Raw genomic sequence first — 16,773 nt, forward strand, 5'->3', positions numbered from 1 at the left:
GGCACTTTTTTGGTTCGGGTGAGGAGACGGTCGTTCGATGTCGCAAGCTCGTTGGCAGGGCGTTTTTCCAGCGGTTACTACGCAGTTTCATAAGGACTTGTCGCTCGATCTGGCGGGAACCAGTCGGCACATCGAAGCGCTGATTGCTTCAGGCATCAGCGGCCTGATTGTGGGTGGCTCGCTGGGCGAGAATCAAACGCTGGAGCCTGCGGAGAAGCGGGCGCTGGTTGCGGAGTCTGTAAAAGTGGCCGCCGGGCGCATTCCGGTCATGAGCGGCGTCGCCGAAACCAGCACCGCTGCTGCCTGCCAGTACGTGAAGGATTGCGAACGACTCGGAGCCGCGGGGTTCATGGTAATGCCGGCCATGGTTTACAAAGCCGACACCGCCGAGGCGATGAATCACTTTCGCAAAGTGGCAGCAGCGACGAGCCTGCCGTGGATGCTCTACAACAACCCGGTGGGTTACCCGGTCGATATCACGCCCGCTCACTTCGCACAGTTGGCCGACATCCCGAATCTGGTGGCCTTGAAAGAGAGTTCGGCGAATACGCGGCGGATCACCGAGCTGCGAATTGAGGTTGGCGATCGCTACCAGATATTTGTGGGTGTCGATGACCTGGCGCTAGAGTCGGCGATTCTGGGCATCGATGGTTGGGTTGCCGGTTCGGGCATTGCCTTCCCGACTGAGAATCAATACTTCTGGGAACTGACCCGCGCTCAGAAGTGGGATAAAGCCCGCACGCTCTATCGCTGGTTCTATCCGCTGCTCAAGCTCGATACGCATGTAAAGTTTGTGCAGTACATCAAGCTGGCCGTGCAAGAAACGGGACTTGGCAGCGAGTGGGTGCGCGAGCCTCGGCTCGGTTTGACCGGTGAAGAGCGCGAGCGGGTGCTGGCGATCATTCGTCACGGGATCGCCAATCGGCCGAAGTTGAAGGGCCTGTAATGCACCGGATTCAGGTCATTGATTCCCACACCGGCGGCGAGCCCACGCGCGTCGTGATTGCCGGCGGACCGGATCTTGGTCGCGGTAGCTTGGTGGAACGGCGCGAGCGGTTTCGCACGGAGTTCGATCACTACCGCAGCGGGATCATTTGCGAACCTCGGGGCAGCGATGTCATTGTCGGCGCACTGCTGTGCGAGCCCGTTGACCCAACCTGCGCAGCGGGCGTGATCTTTTTCAACAACGTCGGCTGCTTGGGGATGTGCGGGCACGGCGCCATCGGCCTGGGTGTTACGCTCGGGCATCTCGGCCGCATTCAGGCGGGCTCGCATCGACTGGAAACGCCGGTGGGTCCGATCTCGTTTGACTATGACGGCCGCAACCGAGTCTCGCTCGAGAATGTCCCCAGCTATCGGCTGGCCGCGAATGTTCCGGTGAACGTCTCTGGCCTGGGAGAGATTCGCGGCGATGTTGCCTGGGGCGGCAACTGGTTTTTTCTGGTCCGCGATTGGAACAGCCCCATCGACTTGGCGAACTCGAGTGCGCTGCTCGACGCAACCCTGCGGATCAAGGCCGCACTGCGAACGCAGGGCGTCACGGGCTCTGCCGGGCAGACCATCGACCACATCGAACTGTTTGGACCGCCCAGCGATGCCAAGAATCACAGTCGGAACTTCGTGCTGTGCCCCGGCAACGCTTACGACCGCTCGCCGTGCGGCACCGGGACCAGCGCGAAGATCGCCTGCCTTGCGGCCGATGGCAAACTTCAGCCTGGAGAGATCTGGCGGCAAGAAGGAATTCTGGGAAGCGTGTTCGAGGGTTCGTACCGGCAGCATGAGGGGAGCATCTTGCCACGCATCAGTGGCGAGGCGTTCCTCACCAGCGAATCGACGCTGCTGCTGGATGACGCCGATCCCTTCGGCTGGGGTCTTCGTTCATGAGCAACCAGGAACGCGTCGTGGTGGTCGGCGGTGGAGTCATCGGTGCCGCTTGTGCGTATTACCTGCACCAGGCTGGTCGCAATGTGACGCTCATCGATCAAGGAGCCTTCGGCAAAGGTTGCTCGCACGGCAACTGCGGCTACGTTTGCCCGAGTCACGTGCTTCCGCTCGCCACTCCCGGCGCGCTGTGGAACACGATGAAGACGTTGCTAGCGCGTAACTCGCCGCTGAAGGTTCGCTGGCGACTCGATCCTGCAATGTGGCGTTGGTTCTGGCAGTTCGCCCGCAAGTGCAACCAGCGCGACATGCTGCAAGCAGGCCATGCCATTCAAGCGTTGCTCGGATCGTCGCGCACGCTGTACGACGACTTGTTTCACTCGACGCTCGCTGAAGTGGAGTGGGAACCGCTCGGACTGCTGTTCGTGTTTCTTAGTCAGCACGGCATGGAACACTATGCGGCCACCGACACTCTACTGCGGAATGAGTTCGGCATTGGGGCGAAGCGGCTGGATGGTCAGGCGCTGCTGGATCTGGAACCGTCGCTGAAGCTAGGCATTGCCGGTGCGTGGCATTATGAGTCCGATGGTCACCTGCGTCCCGATAAACTGATGCTCGCGTGGCGACATGCGCTCGAGCGCGACGGAGTGGAGATTCGCGAGCAATGCGAACTGCGCGATCTGACAGTAGATCGTCGGCTGGCGAAGCAGCTAGTCACCAGTCAGGGCGAGATCGCCGCGGATCAAATCGTGATTGCGACCGGTGCTTGGACACCTCAACTGAATCGCTTGCTGCGGCGGCCCATTCCCATTCAGCCCGGCAAAGGATATTCGCTCACCATGGGTCGCCCCGCGATTTGTCCGAAGTACTCGATGCTCTTCGAGGAGCATCGAGTCGCTGTGACACCGCTGGCGAGCACCTATCGCATTGGCTCGACGATGGAGTTTGCCGGGTACGATAGCAGTTTGAATCCTGCCCGCGTACAACTTCTTAAGGCGGGGGCCGAGGTTTATCTGCGCGAGCCTCACAACGAACCGGTGCTCGAGACCTGGGCAGGTTGGCGGCCAATGACGCCCGACAGCTTGCCGTTTCTCGGGTTGGTCCCGGCGCTGGACAATGTCTATCTGGCGGCCGGCCACGGAATGCTCGGCGTATCGATGTCGCCGGGCACGGGCAAATTGCTGGCGGAGTTGGTCACCGGTGCGACGCCGCACATTGACCCTCAGCCTTATGCGGTGGGAAGACCGCTGTAGCGGCATTGCGACTTGAGAAATTCCGAGCAAGTTTCTTGGCGAGATGTCGAACGAGGCTCTCTGGCTTCGACCAAGTTGCAGGGCGCCTTGTCGTCTCCGAGCAGAAATAGGAACCATCGCCATGGCGAAAACAAAGGTTGCATCGAAATTGAAGTCGCCTGCCAAAGTGAAGATCAAAGCGACGACCGTGGACGAGTATCTCGCCAGTGTTAGCCCGGATCAGCGCGTTGCCCTGGAGAAGTTGCGGCGAGCGATTCGTGCGGCGGCACCGCAAGCCGAGGAATGCATCAGCTATGGCGTACCGGCGTTCAAACAGAGCGGCATGCTCGCTAGCTTTGGCGCCACAGCGAAGCACTGTGCTCTGTATGTGATGAGTTCGTCGGTCCTCGCTGGCTTTGAAGACGAACTAGTTGGCTACGATACCAGCACCGGGACGATTCGCTTTCCAGCCAACAAGCCGTTGCCCGCGACGCTGGTCAAGAAGATTGTGAAGGCCCGGTTGGCGGCGAATGTTGCGAGCAAGAGCGCGAAGGAGAAATGATGAGCGAGCCATCGAAAGCGTTAGGCATCCTGCGCAGCTTTGGTGCGGTGCTAGCCGCGATCGTTTTCATCGTGTTTACGTCGACGTTCATGGACATGGTGATGCACGGCTTCGGCGTGTTTCCAAAAACCATCGGTATGAATCACTGGCAGTCGTCCATCGCATTCTCGTACCGGATCGTGATTGGCGTTATCGGAAGTTACCTCGCCGCGACACTGGCCCGTGATGGACGAATGCTGCATGCCTTGATTCCGGGAATCATCGGCACGGTTGTCTGCACGATTGGTGCCGCGTTCACATTGGGACAAGAGCAAGTGTTCGGACCGGCTTGGTACCCCATCGCTCTCGCAGTTACAGCGCTGCCCTGCGCGTGGTTAGGTGGCATGATCCAACGAGTCACTTCCGCACCTGGATTTCCGCCGCAAGCTCATTGACTATGCCCGCCAAAAAACTATCGCCAAAGCGATCCCCTGCTAAGAAAGAAGTCGCTGTTCCTGCGGTCGACGATATAATTGCCACGCTAAAGAAAATGGCGAGCACGAAAGTTCGCGATGGCATGGCCCGCTATGCAATTCCCAGCGACAACGCTTTCGGCGTCACGGTCGGCGCAATGAGGCAGCTAGCAAAGAAGCTGGGGCACCATCACGAACTGTCGCTCGGCCTGTGGGAGACGGGCTGGTACGAAGCGCGAATGCTGGCGACGTTTGTCGGCGAGCCGGAGAAAATCACCTCGGCGCAGATGGACCGCTGGTGTCGCGACTTCGATAGTTGGGCCATCTGCGACACTGCCTGCTTCGCACTCTTTGATCGCTCACCGCTCGCTTGGAAAAAAGTGGATCAGTGGGCCAGCAGGCGGGAAGAGTTCATCAAACGCGCCGCGTTTGCGTTGCTCGCCAGCCTGACCGTTCACGACAAGCGGGCCGAGGACGACAAGTTTGCAGGTGGTCTGGAACTGATCGAGCAGGCCGCCAACGATGAGCGGAACTTTGTGAAGAAGGCCGTCAACTGGGCGCTGCGATCCATTGGCAAACGAAGCCCGACCCTTCATACCCTGAGCATCGTGGTGGCTGAGAAGCTTGCCTCGTCGTCCGATGCTACGCCGCGTTGGATTGGCAAAGACGCCCTGCGCGAGCTCAACAGCGCCTCCGTCAAACGCCGGCTGAGCCAACGTGCTGCAAAGAAACGACTATCGACATAACGAAAACGGCCCGAGGCACCGCAGTGCATCGAGCCGTTTGTTGTTCAGTCGGGATGATAGCAGCAAGCTGGTTCATTCGACACGAAGGTCTACACGTACTCTTTGCCAATCGCTTCCCAAGCTTGCGGATTGATACACCATTTAGCGATTCGGTCGACGATACCTTGTACCGAAACAGCAATTCCCTCGGCAGGTACACCGTTCCGATCGACCGGACGATGCCAATTCTCCGTTTCTTGAAGGACAATCTGACCGTCGCGTTGTAGGGATAGCATTACGTGGAAACCCACGTTCACAGAGCCTCGAAGGCTACTCGCTCCCAGAGTGAAAACAAACGGATTCACACCGTCCGGCGGTTCTCTGAAGGAAGTCGTCCCTTTCGCGCTAGGGCGATGAATGTGAACATTCATGCGCACAGAAAAACCACAATGTGGTCGACCCGCCGCCTCAATCCAAAATTCGAAAACCTGCCCACCAGGATGATTCGCCGTTGTGAGCAGTTGTTCTGAGCCGGTACCGAAGTCGCCATTCTTGCGATTCCGAATCTGACATTGAGGCAACTCCGCCTGCAGGCGCTGAACAAAGTTCCAGACGGCCTCTCTAGTAAGGTCAGCAAACGTAACTGCGACAGGATACGCAGAATCGATAACCCGCTGATCTTCTTCTCGACGCAGTGCATCGATCGCAGCTGCCTGAGCTAATCCCGACAGGATTCCCTCTCCGTTGATAGTCGATGAATTTGCCAAAACTGGATTCTTTGCTGGGAAGTATTGGGCGAGTAGATTTAACAGCCCATCGCCTCCTTTCGGCGAAAGTTCTTCGGAACTGCATTGGGCGGCGATGGCTCGCAGTTTTTGCGTCGTCCTAGTTGGCAGCCTAGGATCGAAACGCACGAAGCGCCAGTCTACCGGCCGTTGCCAATAGTGCTTGGCCGGCCGCTCTGCCTGAAGCATCCAGAGCATGACCTGCGATAGCTCGAAGATGTCGAACCAAGGAGAAACTGTTTCCTGCCGCCACTGCATACGGCTGGGACTGTACCTAGCGTTACCGACCGTTTGATCAAGTGGTGTGATCCGCGGCTCATCGACTTCGTGCGCAACTCCAAAATCAATCAGCACAGGGCGCATCGCTCTCTCTTCAGCCAGCACGATCACGTTTTGCGGTTTTATGTCCCGGTGGATGATCCCACGAGCATGGCATTCAGCTAATCCGCTTGAGATTGCGCCCAGAAGCTCAATTGCTTCGGAAACGGCCTGTTCCGGCTGCTCACCCAACTCTTCACGCCGCCGCTCCCAATACAGGTTGAATGGCTCGCCTAGCCGACTAACATACCAACAGTCATCCGATGTCGTGCAGTCGAGTAACTCCATTACATTCGGATGGCGTAGCTTCGCGAGAATTTTTAGTTCGCGATGGAATCGCTCAACGAGCACTGGCCCCACACCCTGGGGTAAGCATCGGAAGACGCCTCTCGCACCATCGGAGCGCTCTATGACCAGTGTTCCAGAGTGACCGCCCTGCGGTACTGTGAGTGAAGCCTCTCGCCAATTCGGCAGATTGAGAGAATCAAACAAGATACGAGCGGCGACGGAACGCCTTTCGCGTGTGTCTGCCATGGGCTGGCTCCGGCCGATCACATCCTATTTTGCCCAATTCTGGCGAATAGGAACGACCAATCGATGCCGGCCTGGGCCTCACTGGTTTCTTTCAATTCCCAGTAACACTCGCCCCGATGGGAAAGTGCCGATATGGCAAAGTCGGGATGATAGGATTTGAACCTACGACTTCTTGGTCCCAAACCAAGCGCTCTAGCCAGGCTGAGCTACATCCCGAACGTGAGTGAGTAGTTTATCGGCAAATGGACTTTCGGACAATGCTAGGATGCCGGCCAATCGCCGCGGCACCCGCGATTTCGCTAGCTGAGCCCTAAGCGGCCCGTTTGACCCGGGGTGCAGTGTCGCTGAAGATTTCACGCAGGCGGTCGAAATCTTCGGAATCGGTGAAGTGGATCACGACGGTTCCGCGACCTTTGGCCGACTGCTTGATCTCGACTTTCGTCCCCAGGGCGATCCGCAGTTCCTGCTCCAGAGACGCGATTTGGTCGTTCTTGGTTCGCTTCTTTTTCGGCGAAGCGGCTGAACTTGCAGGCTGGCCCTCTTCGTCGGCCAAATGCTCATTCACCATCCGCTCGACTTCCCGCACGCTCAGTTGCTCGTCGGCGATGCGATGGGCCAGGGCGATTTGCTCGTCGTCGTCGCCCAGCGGCAACAGCGCACGAGCATGGCCAGCAGAGATCCCGCCGGTACGCAGGCTTTCGAGCACCTGGTGCGGCAGTTCCAGCAGCCGCATCAAATTGGCGATGGTGCTGCGATCGATGCTCAGCCGCTTGGCTAGTTCGTCTTGCGTGCAGCGGTGCTCGTCGAGGTACCGCTTGAACGAGAGCGCCTTTTCGATCGGGTTCAGATCCTTCCGCTGCAAATTCTCGACAATGGCCAGTTCTGCAACCAGGCGATCGTCAGCTTCGCGAACGCGGGCGGGAATCGACTTCCAACCGGCGCGAATGGCGGCCCGCAGGCGGCGCTCGCCCGAGATGAGTTGATAGCGACCGGCAATGCGACGGACCAGAATCGGCTGCAGCAAGTCGTGCTGCTTCAGGCTCTCGGCCAGCGAAGCGATTTCCTCTTCGTTGAATTCGCGACGAGGCTGGAACGGATTGTCCTGGATGTCTTCAACGGCCAGTTGCAGCAAACCCATGTCGCCCGTGCTAGCAAGTTCGGCCTCTTTGCTCAGTACGCTGTCGTCAAACAAGCGTGGTTCGCTGCGGAGCGGCAGTGCGATCGGTTCCGCAGGTGAACCAGAATCTTGTTCATCAAGGGGCGAGCCCAGGAGCGCCGCCAGTCCGCGGCCAAGTCGTCGGTCTTTACTCATGAGCCATTACCTCCAAGCAGAGTTCAATGTAAGCCCGGGCGCCGCGCGAACGAGGAGCGTAGTCCATCACGGCCTGGCCATGACTGGGCGCCTCGGCGACGGCGACATCGCGGGGGATGACTGTATCAAAAACCACCTCGCCGAAGAAATCCCGAACTTCGGCGTCGACCTCGCGGGTCAATTCGAGCGACGTGTCGTACATGGTGAGCAAGATGCCGCCGAACTCGAGTCGGCCGGGATGCTTCTTCATCACCGCGCGAATGACGTTGATCATTTGCGTCAGCCCCTCCATGGCGAAGTACTCGCACTGGATGGGAATTAGCACTTCGGTCGATGCCGCCAGCGCAGTTTGTGTCAGGCCACCGAGTGACGGTGGAGAATCGATGAGCACGAAGTCGTAGCCTGCGAGCTCACCTGCGAGGTGCAGACGAACGGCCTCGGCCTGACTGTCGTTGCTCTTGGCCAAGGCGTCGACGTCTTGAAACGACCGACTTCCTGGCAACAGCGAGAGACCTTCGTAAGGAGTTGGCAGCACGGAGTCACACAGCGGCGCTCGCTGTACCAAGGAATGTCGAGCGGTCGGCTGTTGGCCGAGACCAGAGGTGGCGTTGCACTGTGGGTCGAGGTCAATCAGCAGGGTGCGTTTGCCGGCGCGTGCGAACCCGGCAGCCAGGTTAATGGCTGTGGTCGTCTTGCCGACGCCGCCCTTCTGATTGGCCACGCACAGAATCCTTCCCACCGGTTCCCTCCGCTGGAGTTCCGGCTTAAGCCGGCTTCCTTGCCGCAGCTGCAGTTCAGCCGGCTAAAGCCGGAACTCCAGCCCGGTTCCGCGGCGGATGATAGAGGCTAGCGGCAACTGAGGGAAGATCGTTTGCTCGCAACGCAGAAGTGAAGCCAGGCAGAATCCGGACTTCGGGCTGTTTCACGTGAAACGGCAAGCTCAACGCAGCCGGGCAGGTTTCACGTGAAACAAGGCCTACTGTGGAGGGCCGCTTGAGAGCACGTGGAGCGCGAAATCCCAAGCGACATGAAGAGCGGTGCGGACCGAGTCGCCAATTGATTCACCTCTAGAAAGACCAATCGCGAAGCCAACTACGAAAGCAATCAATCCCAGAACCGCTATGAGGCCAAAGGCAGACAACAGCCAGAACCACAGTTTGTCGTTCATGGGTGCAGGTCAACCTTCTATTTGAACTCTCGGCACCTCACCCCAACCCTCTCCGCGGAGTACTACGGCGAGGGAGTTCTCAGGGCAGGTCATGACTCGGCAGCTTTTGCTGCCCTACTCCCCAGATCCTAGCTCCCAGTTCCCAGATCCCAACTCCAGCCTTACTCCAACGGATGCACCACCATGCCGCCGAGCAACTTGGGATAGAAGTAGGTGCTTTTGGCAGGCATCCGTTCGCCGTGTTCGCTGATGAGGCGAACATGGTCGACGGTGGCCGGCATGACGAGGGCAGCCAATTCAAAGCGACCGCCGGTTCCCATCTGCCCCGTGGCGTCGCGACCTGCCTTGTCGCCACTCTTCAGGTTCTCGATCACTTCCTGAACCGAGTGCACGTACATCGGCTTCGGCAGTGAAGTGAGGCCGAGCAGGTCTTCCATCACCAGGCGATGCAAGATCGAAACGCCCAGTCCTTGCCAATCGCTGCTGTGCTCCGAAGCGAGCTTGGCCAGCTTTTGCGAACCTTCTTCCGTGGCGAGAGCCAGTGTCCAGGTGTCATCCTGAGCGGTGTAAAAGGCGAGCTTGTTCTGCAGGCCACCAGCAGCGATCTCTTGCCACAGGCTGTTGGCCAGATCCGCGCCAACACCAACGGGGCGCGTGATGAACGAGCCTTGCAGCTTGCCGGCGAGTTCCGTGGAGGTCATCGGCGTGACGCCGCGGAACAAGCGGTGCGTGGGCAGAACCAGCAGGCCTGGGTCGTTCATGCTCACGCACTGCGTGAGCACAAAGTTCGCGGGGTGATTGGCATCGAGCGGACCAGCGGCGGCCAGTTCGTCGCGATAGTTGCAAGCCGTCTCATAGCGATGGTGACCATCGGCGATGAACATCGGCTTGGCTTCCATGATGCTAGCGACCTTGCCAATCGTGTTCACCTCGGTCACCGGCCACAGGCGATGCACCACGCCCAAGTGATCGGTGGCGGTAAGCGGCGTCTGTCCCGCGACCGATTCTTCCAACAGGTTCTGCGCTTCGTTGGCTGGGTCGGGGTAGAGCCCAAAAATCTGGCTCAGGTTTGCTTTGCAGGCTTTGGTCAGCAACAGGCGATCGGCCTTCGGACCCGAGTGGGTCTCTTCGTGCGGATAGATCTTCCCCTGGCCAAAGCGTTCGAGCCGTACTCGCGTCATGAAGCCGCGGCGGGTGAAGGTCTGCCCAGCAGCTTCAAAGGTCTGGTGATACACGTACAAGGCTGGATCGGGGTCGAGTTGCATCACCCCTTCGTTCCGCCAATTGCGCAGGAACTTCGCTGCCCGGCTGTACTTGTTCGAATGCTCGTTGTCGCCCGGTTCGTCCCGGTTCAGTTCCAGACGAATGAAGTTGGCCGGGTGCTTCTTATAAAGCTCGTCTTGAAACTCGGGCGAGATCACATCGTAGGGCGGGGTCACCACATCGCTCAGCGAGCCCACATGGCCCAGGTCGTATCGGAGTCCGCGAAAGGCTTGAATCGTTGGCATGAAGACGTCGCTCGGCTCGTTGAAATGGCCCGGTTGAAATTCAGATTAAGGGCGGAGACCTTTGGCACGGAGGTTGCGAAAGCTTGCCCAGCTTTACAACCTACGCGAAGCGGAGACCCGACCTGAAGCGGGGGCCGATTCCGAGGGCTGTAAGGCAAGTCACGATTTTATCGCCGGGTAGCACTCAAGAGCAGGGGGCAAACCGCGACGAATCGACCGCCTGGTGGCCTTGTGCTGCCTGGCACCGGAAAACCGGGGTGGTTGGTTCTTGCGGGCGAACGAAACTCTGCTGATTGCGGTACTACGAACGAGTCGAGGAAAAGGTTTCCAAGCATTCACGATGACTGCTAGCGAACCAAGACTCGCCCGTTCGGAAACCTGCCCTGTAGAGTCGCGACCGCACCATTGTCATTTCCGGACCAATTCAATTTCGTTTTAGTACGTGGGAGTTTCGACATGAGGACTTTACTGGTTATCGCACTTCTTACCATCGCTTTCGCCCCCATGGCTGAAGCTCGTGGTCGTCAGTACTCGGGCGGCCATGTCGTCCACAGCCGTCGCGGCCTGGTGGTTCTGCACCGCGCTGTGCCTGGTGGCGGCGGCGTGCATGTGTACGGGGGCCGCTAGTTTCCAAGCACGGGTGCTTGAAGCCCGTGATATCACACAGCAGACCAAAACACGTGCTGGGATATGTTTCGCCAGGTCGGGACGCAAAGATCTCGATCTGGCAACTATCCGCTGGTTGTTCCATTCGCCAAATCGCGCACTTGCTTGACGGTCAGGCCTTGGCGAACCAACTCAAACGCCAACTTCGTGCTCGGGTTTAGGTAGATGATTAGACCGTAGATCATGATGGCCATTCCGGTCGGCAAGCAGTAGCACGTGCCTGCCGACAACAAGCCAGAAACCAGCGCCACGATCCCGAGAACATAGCCTCGCAGCCACAAGTTACGAATGCCGGCATACACCTGCAGGCCACCGGAGAGCAAGCCGCAACTAGCCATAATTCCGTAGGTGACCATGAAGGTCAGTCTCATCATTTCCATCTGAGCTTTGTCGCCTTGCTGTTGCGACACGATCATGACCGGCAGGGTGAAGGCGGCAAAAATCAGCCCCACCCCCATCATCAGGCACAGAGCGCCTTGCACGATCATCAGGATGCAGATTACTCGCTGCTGCAGGAAGATCGCCGCGCTAAGTTGCCCGCCCGCTGTCCGCTCGCCCGTCTCAGCGAATGCGGGCGATTGATAGGGATTCAGTGCGTCGGGAAGCATGCGATTTCTCTGCTAGCGATGAGTCATGCGGCGCGTTCGCTTAGCGATTGTCGAACTGCTTCAGGTCCGCTCCCATGAATCCCACCTTGATGCCGCTCGCGGTCAATTTCTTGGTAGCCGAACTGTTGACGATCAGCATACACACCAGGCCGATGCAGGGAATGAACGAAACGACCGCTAGAGCAATCGCGCTACCCATGCTGTAGACCGTCTTGCCCATTCGAAACATGGCGACCGATTGAAACACCGAGACAATCAGTTGCAGCACGACAAACAGCCACACCAGTCTCCGATCGATCATGTTGGGCAACAGCTGCCCCGAGATGCCCACAATCAGTCCCGCCAGCACCACCATGATGAGAAAGTTCTGCGCCTTCGCAATCTCATACAACTTCGCCCGATGATTCGCATCCGACAGTTGCGGAAACTCATTCACAGCCACGGGCGACGCAAACGGATTAATGGGTTCTTGAGACATTGCAGGCCTTAGCTCATTGCGTAGTGCGAAGAAGAAGGTTGCCAGCATACCCAGCTAGCGATCCTCTCGCCACTATCTTCTAACCCGCAATCATCAATCATCACACTGCCGTGCTTCCCCTGTTGGAGTTCCGGCTTTAGCCGGCCCATCACCACCCTAAAGGCGGCACTGCTGCTAACCCGCAACGCCTTAGCTACAGCAGTTCCAGCACGTGCTCACCATTGTGTGCCGGGTTACCTGTGAGCCGCCGGTTGCGAGAGTCAACAACAAGGTCGAGCATCTCGAGCGGAATTTGCCCAATCAGTGCGGGTACGTCGTCGGGAACTTCCATGACGTCGACGGTGCAATCTCGCCCAAGGATCGTTACGCGAACTGCCCCATAAACATTGATTGTCCGTTTACCGCCACTGGTGATCGCATTCTTCTCGGTGCGCTTTCGAAGCCCCAGCAGCGCGATGGTCGAGGTAGGTAAAGCCAGCGTCGTGGAACCTGTGTCAACGAGCGCATCCTTAATTTCGATCCGGCGAACTTCGCTGGCCGCAATTCGACCGTTCTCGGCGTCCCACAGATCGCCGAGATTCTCCACGATGATTGGCACTACTACGCGGCCCATTTCCACCGGCTCCATAAATCGTCTCCTGTTGGCTGACCTTACTCTAACACGCCAGCCACCGCGCAGCAAAAAGCCCGGCAGCGTGCCTCACACCGCCGGGCTTCCCTGTTGGAGTTCCGGCTTTAGCCGGTCTCTTGTATTTACTTCTACCTACTTCTGCCTTGGCATTAGTAGCGATAGTGCTCAGGCTTATAAGGCCCTTCGACCGGCACACCCAAGTATTCCGACTGCTTGGCGGTGAGCGTGGTCAGCTTCACGCCGATGTGCTCCAGGTGCAAGCGAGCCACTTCTTCGTCCAGCTTCTTAGGCAAGCGATACAAACTCACTTCGTACTTGTCGGTGTGTTCCCACAACTCGAGTTGAGCCAGCACCTGGTTCGTAAAGCTGTTGCTCATCACGAACGCCGGGTGACCGGTCGCACAGCCCAGATTGACCAAGCGACCTTCAGCTAGCAATAGCACGCTGCGGCCATTCTTAAAGGTGTAACGATCGACCTTGCCTTGTTCGGCAGGCTTGATATTGACCTTGGTAGCCTTGCCGGCCTTCACTTGGGCTTCGAGCCAGGCGACGTCGATTTCGATATCGAAGTGCCCGATGTTGCAGATGATGGCATCGTTGTGCATCTTCTCGATGTGCTCACCGCGAAGGATATCGCAGCAGCCGGTCGTCGTAACGAAGATGTTGCCTTGATTGGCAGCGTCTTCCATCGTGGCGACTTCAAAGCCTTCCATCGCAGCTTGCAGGGCATTGATCGGATCGATTTCGGTCACAATCACGCGAGCGCCATAGCTCCGCATGCTGTGAGCACAGCCCTTGCCCACATCACCGTAACCAGCGACCACGCAGACCTTGCCGGCGATCATCACGTCGGTGGCCCGCTTGATACCGTCGGCCAGCGATTCGCGGCAACCGTACAGGTTGTCGAACTTGCTCTTGGTGACCGAGTCGTTGATGTTGATGGCTGGAACCTTAAGCGTTCCTTGTTCCAACCGTTGGGCCAGGCGATGCACGCCGGTCGTGGTTTCTTCCGACAATCCCTTGATGCCCGCGAGCAACTCGGGGTACTTGTCGTGAACCATGTTTGTCAGGTCACCACCGTCGTCCAGAATCAGGTTCAACGGCTGGCCGTCGGGGAAGAACAGCGTCTGATCGATGCACCAATCGAACTCTTCGTTGCTCATGCCCTTCCAGGCATAAACGGGCACACCAGCGGCGGCGATGGCGGCAGCGGCTTCGTCCTGAGTGCTGAAAATATTGCAGCTGCTCCAGGTCACTTTCGCGCCCAGTTCGACCAGCGTTTCGATCAGAACGGCGGTTTCGATGGTCATATGCAGGCAGCCGGCGATGCGGGCACCCGTCAGCGGCTTGGTCTTGCCGTATTTACGGCGGAGGGCCATCAGGCCAGGCATTTCATTTTCGGCGAGCATGATCTTCTTACGACCAAGCTCGGCCAGGCTCATGTCCTTCACTTTGTAGGGCAAACGCTGGGCAACGGCGGTAGACACAGGCAAAACTCCTAAGAGCAGACAAGCGGGCTAACGCGACTGAGCCGCCCGCGGTACAGATCCACAACCCGCCAACCGTCGCCAATCGGGCTGGTTAACGGCAGTTTGGAAGAACGCACCATCATAGAGTCGAGGCCAGTGGATCGACAACCCGGAAGGAGCCCCCCCAGCCGCCTATTTTGGGTGGTCACCCACACGCCGGCCCCGTACTCTACTCACACGCTGCCTCTGCGCACGACACTCACCACGCCCCCGCCCCTGCGGCGGGGGTTCATTGGCTTTTGCACTAGCTGATGCTTGAGCCGGCCTACTTCCCCGTTGGAGTTCCGGCTTTAGCCGGTCCTGTTCCTTGCCCTTTTGCCCTACCTGATGCTTGCGCAGCTCCCCCGCCCGAACAGCGCGCGCTACCGCTCGTAACCCTCCCTTCTTTCTACTTCGCCTTCCTCATCTTCTTCTCCAACATCGACTGTCTCGCCTTCCTTTCCTTCCGATTCAACGGCCGTCGCACCCCGGGACCTTCCATCGCAGGCGATCCACCGACTCCTGACCCCTGCTCGCTGCATTCCTCACTGGCCCCCGCACTTTCTTCCCGGTGCTCCACCGACACCACCACCTCACCCGTCAACTCCCCGTGAACAGTCCTGCGCGCGGCCTCTTCTTCATACAACTTCATCACGGGCCGCGTCGCCGAATCGAAGGCTGCCATTGCACTTACGGGATCGCGAAACTTCTCGTTCCGCATCTCCGCAGCCTCTTTGGCGAACAGCTCTGAACAGTCCCTATTCAGGGGGCCGCTGTGCCGCTCAGCCCGCTCGGGGTCGGGAGTCTTTGGCGAGCGACGATCATCCATCTTCGAAAGTCTCTCTTCGCCATAGACTCCCGACCCCTGACTCGTTGCCCGCTGCTTCGCCGGCCCATTTTCATTTTCATTTTCCTCTTCCTCCTCATCCAAGCCCTCCGCTGCGAGCGCCGCGGCCGCCAGCGAACTGAGGAGCGAAGGCTGCGGCAGCATCGCCGCGTGTTCGGCCAACTTGCACGCGACCATTAGATAGCGTGGGTCGCCGTAGCCCGTCCGAATCGTTGTCACCGAATTCGCCCCGGTGAAGTTGGCCGATTTGCGAACGGTCTTCATCGGACCTTGCGACATGCGCCACGCGTTTTCCGCCTGCGAGCACAAAAAATTCAGCCTTTCCGCCGCCATCTGCTCGGCCACGTATAGCTGCTGCTCGCGCCGCACGATGTCCTTCACGCCCGGGGCCATTTCCACCAAATAAGCTGCGACTCGCTCGATGATCTGGCAAATTCTCGTTTGCGAAATCTTCAGCTTACGCGCAGCGACGCGCGTGCTGAACTGCGACACTTTCACCAGTCGATACGCCTCAAAATCTCGCCAACACGGCGGCAACGAAACCTGCATGGCCGGTCCCCTTCGCGAAAATACGCTGTGCAACACCACAACACACCTTCGCCAACCTATCAACCACTCGTGACTAGTTAGGTCACGCCCCGCTAGCATTTTTCCAGGAAACCCGAAGCGTCAGCGAGGAGTGTGCGCTCGCCCGCCTGCGATTTAGCCGCCCGTTCGCCATTCGTTTCGCCCCGGCAGCGTTGGCCGAATCGAACAGCTCAATTTGGAAGAGCCGCGCTAACCACCCGTGTCGCGCTCCTCGCTGACGCGTCGAGCTACTGCGGGAAGATTTCCGCGAAGGCGGCTTTCGCGGCGGCGATGAAGTCGCGGACCTTGGCGGGGTCCTTTTTGCCGGGGGAGCTTTCGACGCCGCTGGCGACGTCGACCGCGTCGGGACGAGCCGTGCGAATGGCTTCCGCGACGTTTTCGGGAGTCAGACCACCGGCGAGGATCAGCGGCAAGCTGAAAAGTTGCCCTCGTTCGTTCCGCACAGCGTGCCAGTCGACTACCTGCCCCGTGCCGCCAAACGCATTGGGGGCATACGCGTCAACCAGAACGGCCGAAGGAAGCGCACCCAGCTTTTGGCCGTGAAACAGATCTCGCGAGATCGCGACCAGGTCGTTCTCCTTGCAGCGATAGGCTCGGATCAACGGCGGAGTATCTGGCTTGGCAGCAATCGCTTGCAGAAACTCGGCCGTTTCATCGCCGTGCAATTGCCAGGCATTGAGTTGAGCCGTCGCGTGCACGGCGCGCAGGGCGGGCTCTTCTTCATTCACGAAGACGCCGACGAGCGAAGCTCTGCTGCCCGCGGTCGTCGCGCGCACCTGCCGGCTGATCTCGGCGGCCTGCATTCCCGCGACAAATCGCGGGCTGCGGGAATAAAAGTTCAGCCCGAGCGCATCAGCACCTGCGTCGATCGCTTGCAGAGCGTCGACCGTGTTCGTAATTCCGCAGATCTTGATGCGAAACAAAGCCTGCTCCGGAGAACTAGCCTGGTGAGGGTGAATCGGCGTGTGTC

The 16,773-nt window shown here is 58.8% G+C and carries 17 protein-coding genes and 1 tRNA gene; 7 read left to right on the top strand and 11 right to left on the bottom strand.

Annotated features, from left to right (window positions below):
- The first annotated feature begins 37 nt into the window (after positions 1–37).
- From NA78x_RS26610 to NA78x_RS26635, 6 genes are all read left to right on the top strand, one after another.
- On the top strand, positions 38–946 hold the full coding sequence (locus NA78x_RS26610) for a dihydrodipicolinate synthase family protein (RefSeq protein WP_425615406.1): 909 nt from the start codon (positions 38–40) through the stop codon (positions 944–946).
- Complete coding sequence (locus NA78x_RS26615; protein ID WP_425615407.1) at positions 946–1,884, top strand: proline racemase family protein; 939 nt, start codon at positions 946–948, stop codon at positions 1,882–1,884. Before NA78x_RS26610 ends, NA78x_RS26615 begins: the two co-directional genes overlap by 1 nt.
- Entirely contained in the window at positions 1,881–3,134 is a 1,254-nt protein-coding gene (locus NA78x_RS26620; protein ID WP_425615408.1) for an NAD(P)/FAD-dependent oxidoreductase, read from the top strand. The genes NA78x_RS26615 and NA78x_RS26620 overlap by 4 nt, the downstream gene beginning before the upstream one ends.
- 121 nt (positions 3,135–3,255) lie before the next feature.
- Positions 3,256–3,675: an iron chaperone gene (locus NA78x_RS26625; RefSeq protein WP_425615409.1), complete on the top strand. Its 420-nt coding sequence runs from the start codon at positions 3,256–3,258 to the stop codon at positions 3,673–3,675.
- Positions 3,675–4,109, top strand: a complete 435-nt coding sequence (locus NA78x_RS26630) for a hypothetical protein (RefSeq protein ID WP_425615410.1) — start codon at positions 3,675–3,677, stop codon at positions 4,107–4,109. Before NA78x_RS26625 ends, NA78x_RS26630 begins: the two co-directional genes overlap by 1 nt.
- Before the next feature lie 2 nt (positions 4,110–4,111).
- Positions 4,112–4,873: a DNA alkylation repair protein gene (locus NA78x_RS26635; RefSeq protein WP_425615411.1), complete on the top strand. Its 762-nt coding sequence runs from the start codon at positions 4,112–4,114 to the stop codon at positions 4,871–4,873.
- A gap of 89 nt (positions 4,874–4,962) precedes the next feature.
- Here NA78x_RS26635 and NA78x_RS26640 read toward each other — a convergent pair whose 3' ends face one another.
- The 5 genes from NA78x_RS26640 to NA78x_RS26660 form a co-directional block, all read right to left on the bottom strand.
- A complete protein-coding gene (locus NA78x_RS26640; RefSeq protein WP_425615412.1) occupies positions 4,963–6,489 on the bottom strand; it encodes a protein kinase domain-containing protein in 1,527 nt (508 codons plus the stop codon).
- A gap of 141 nt (positions 6,490–6,630) precedes the next feature.
- Positions 6,631–6,705, bottom strand: a tRNA-Pro gene (locus tag NA78x_RS26645).
- Positions 6,706–6,799: 94 nt separating this feature from the next.
- The gene (locus tag NA78x_RS26650; RefSeq protein ID WP_425615413.1) at positions 6,800–7,801 is read right to left on the bottom strand and encodes a ParB/RepB/Spo0J family partition protein; all 1,002 of its coding nucleotides are present in this window, start codon (positions 7,799–7,801) and stop codon (positions 6,800–6,802) included.
- Positions 7,794–8,540 (bottom strand): ParA family protein, encoded by a 747-nt coding sequence (locus tag NA78x_RS26655; protein WP_425615414.1) that lies wholly within the window; start codon positions 8,538–8,540, stop codon positions 7,794–7,796. Before NA78x_RS26655 ends, NA78x_RS26650 begins: the two co-directional genes overlap by 8 nt.
- Before the next feature lie 590 nt (positions 8,541–9,130).
- Positions 9,131–10,477 carry a DUF1015 domain-containing protein gene (locus tag NA78x_RS26660; RefSeq protein WP_425615415.1) on the bottom strand — a complete coding sequence of 449 codons (1,347 nt, stop codon included), beginning with the start codon at positions 10,475–10,477 and terminating at the stop codon, positions 9,131–9,133.
- Positions 10,478–10,933: 456 nt separating this feature from the next.
- On the opposite strand from NA78x_RS26660, the gene NA78x_RS26665 reads away from it, so the two are divergent.
- Positions 10,934–11,104 carry a hypothetical protein gene (locus tag NA78x_RS26665; RefSeq protein ID WP_425615416.1) on the top strand — a complete coding sequence of 57 codons (171 nt, stop codon included), beginning with the start codon at positions 10,934–10,936 and terminating at the stop codon, positions 11,102–11,104.
- Positions 11,105–11,208: 104 nt separating this feature from the next.
- Here the strand turns inward: NA78x_RS26665 and NA78x_RS26670 are convergent, their stop codons facing one another.
- From NA78x_RS26670 to NA78x_RS26695, 6 genes are all read right to left on the bottom strand, one after another.
- A complete protein-coding gene (locus NA78x_RS26670; RefSeq protein ID WP_425615417.1) occupies positions 11,209–11,751 on the bottom strand; it encodes a hypothetical protein in 543 nt (180 codons plus the stop codon).
- 40 nt (positions 11,752–11,791) lie between these two features.
- Positions 11,792–12,229, bottom strand: coding sequence for a hypothetical protein (locus NA78x_RS26675; RefSeq protein WP_425615418.1), 438 nt, complete (start codon positions 12,227–12,229; stop codon positions 11,792–11,794).
- Between the two features lie 193 nt (positions 12,230–12,422).
- Positions 12,423–12,857, bottom strand: a complete 435-nt coding sequence (locus NA78x_RS26680; protein ID WP_425615419.1) for an aspartyl protease family protein — start codon at positions 12,855–12,857, stop codon at positions 12,423–12,425.
- Positions 12,858–13,009: 152 nt separating this feature from the next.
- Positions 13,010–14,347, bottom strand: a complete 1,338-nt coding sequence (gene ahcY / locus NA78x_RS26685) for an adenosylhomocysteinase (protein ID WP_425615420.1) — start codon at positions 14,345–14,347, stop codon at positions 13,010–13,012.
- Positions 14,348–14,777: 430 nt separating this feature from the next.
- Positions 14,778–15,764, bottom strand: coding sequence for a hypothetical protein (locus NA78x_RS26690; RefSeq protein WP_425615421.1), 987 nt, complete (start codon positions 15,762–15,764; stop codon positions 14,778–14,780).
- A gap of 266 nt (positions 15,765–16,030) precedes the next feature.
- A complete protein-coding gene (locus NA78x_RS26695; RefSeq protein ID WP_425615422.1) occupies positions 16,031–16,726 on the bottom strand; it encodes a phosphoribosylanthranilate isomerase in 696 nt (231 codons plus the stop codon).
- Positions 16,727–16,773: the final 47 nt, after the last annotated feature.

Origin of the sequence: Anatilimnocola aquadivae, from assembly GCF_049819085.1 — a bacterium.
In the GTDB taxonomy this organism is placed as follows: Bacteria; Planctomycetota; Planctomycetia; order Pirellulales; family Pirellulaceae; genus Anatilimnocola.

Excerpts from the sequence above, each read along its gene's own strand:
- NA78x_RS26610 (WP_425615406.1), top strand. The coding sequence starts at position 38 with ATGTCGCAAGCTCGTTGGCAGGGCGTTTTTCCAGCGGTTACTACGCAG.
- NA78x_RS26615 (WP_425615407.1), top strand. The coding sequence starts at position 946 with ATGCACCGGATTCAGGTCATTGATTCCCACACCGGCGGCGAGCCCACG.
- NA78x_RS26620 (WP_425615408.1), top strand. The coding sequence starts at position 1,881 with ATGAGCAACCAGGAACGCGTCGTGGTGGTCGGCGGTGGAGTCATCGGT.
- NA78x_RS26625 (WP_425615409.1), top strand. The coding sequence starts at position 3,256 with ATGGCGAAAACAAAGGTTGCATCGAAATTGAAGTCGCCTGCCAAAGTG.
- NA78x_RS26630 (WP_425615410.1), top strand. The coding sequence starts at position 3,675 with ATGAGCGAGCCATCGAAAGCGTTAGGCATCCTGCGCAGCTTTGGTGCG.
- NA78x_RS26635 (WP_425615411.1), top strand. The coding sequence starts at position 4,112 with ATGCCCGCCAAAAAACTATCGCCAAAGCGATCCCCTGCTAAGAAAGAA.
- NA78x_RS26640 (WP_425615412.1), bottom strand. The coding sequence starts at position 6,489 with ATGGCAGACACACGCGAAAGGCGTTCCGTCGCCGCTCGTATCTTGTTT.
- NA78x_RS26650 (WP_425615413.1), bottom strand. The coding sequence starts at position 7,801 with ATGAGTAAAGACCGACGACTTGGCCGCGGACTGGCGGCGCTCCTGGGC.
- NA78x_RS26660 (WP_425615415.1), bottom strand. The coding sequence starts at position 10,477 with ATGCCAACGATTCAAGCCTTTCGCGGACTCCGATACGACCTGGGCCAT.
- NA78x_RS26665 (WP_425615416.1), top strand. The coding sequence starts at position 10,934 with ATGAGGACTTTACTGGTTATCGCACTTCTTACCATCGCTTTCGCCCCC.
- NA78x_RS26670 (WP_425615417.1), bottom strand. The coding sequence starts at position 11,751 with ATGCTTCCCGACGCACTGAATCCCTATCAATCGCCCGCATTCGCTGAG.
- NA78x_RS26675 (WP_425615418.1), bottom strand. The coding sequence starts at position 12,229 with ATGTCTCAAGAACCCATTAATCCGTTTGCGTCGCCCGTGGCTGTGAAT.
- NA78x_RS26680 (WP_425615419.1), bottom strand. The coding sequence starts at position 12,857 with ATGGAGCCGGTGGAAATGGGCCGCGTAGTAGTGCCAATCATCGTGGAG.
- NA78x_RS26690 (WP_425615421.1), bottom strand. The coding sequence starts at position 15,764 with ATGCAGGTTTCGTTGCCGCCGTGTTGGCGAGATTTTGAGGCGTATCGA.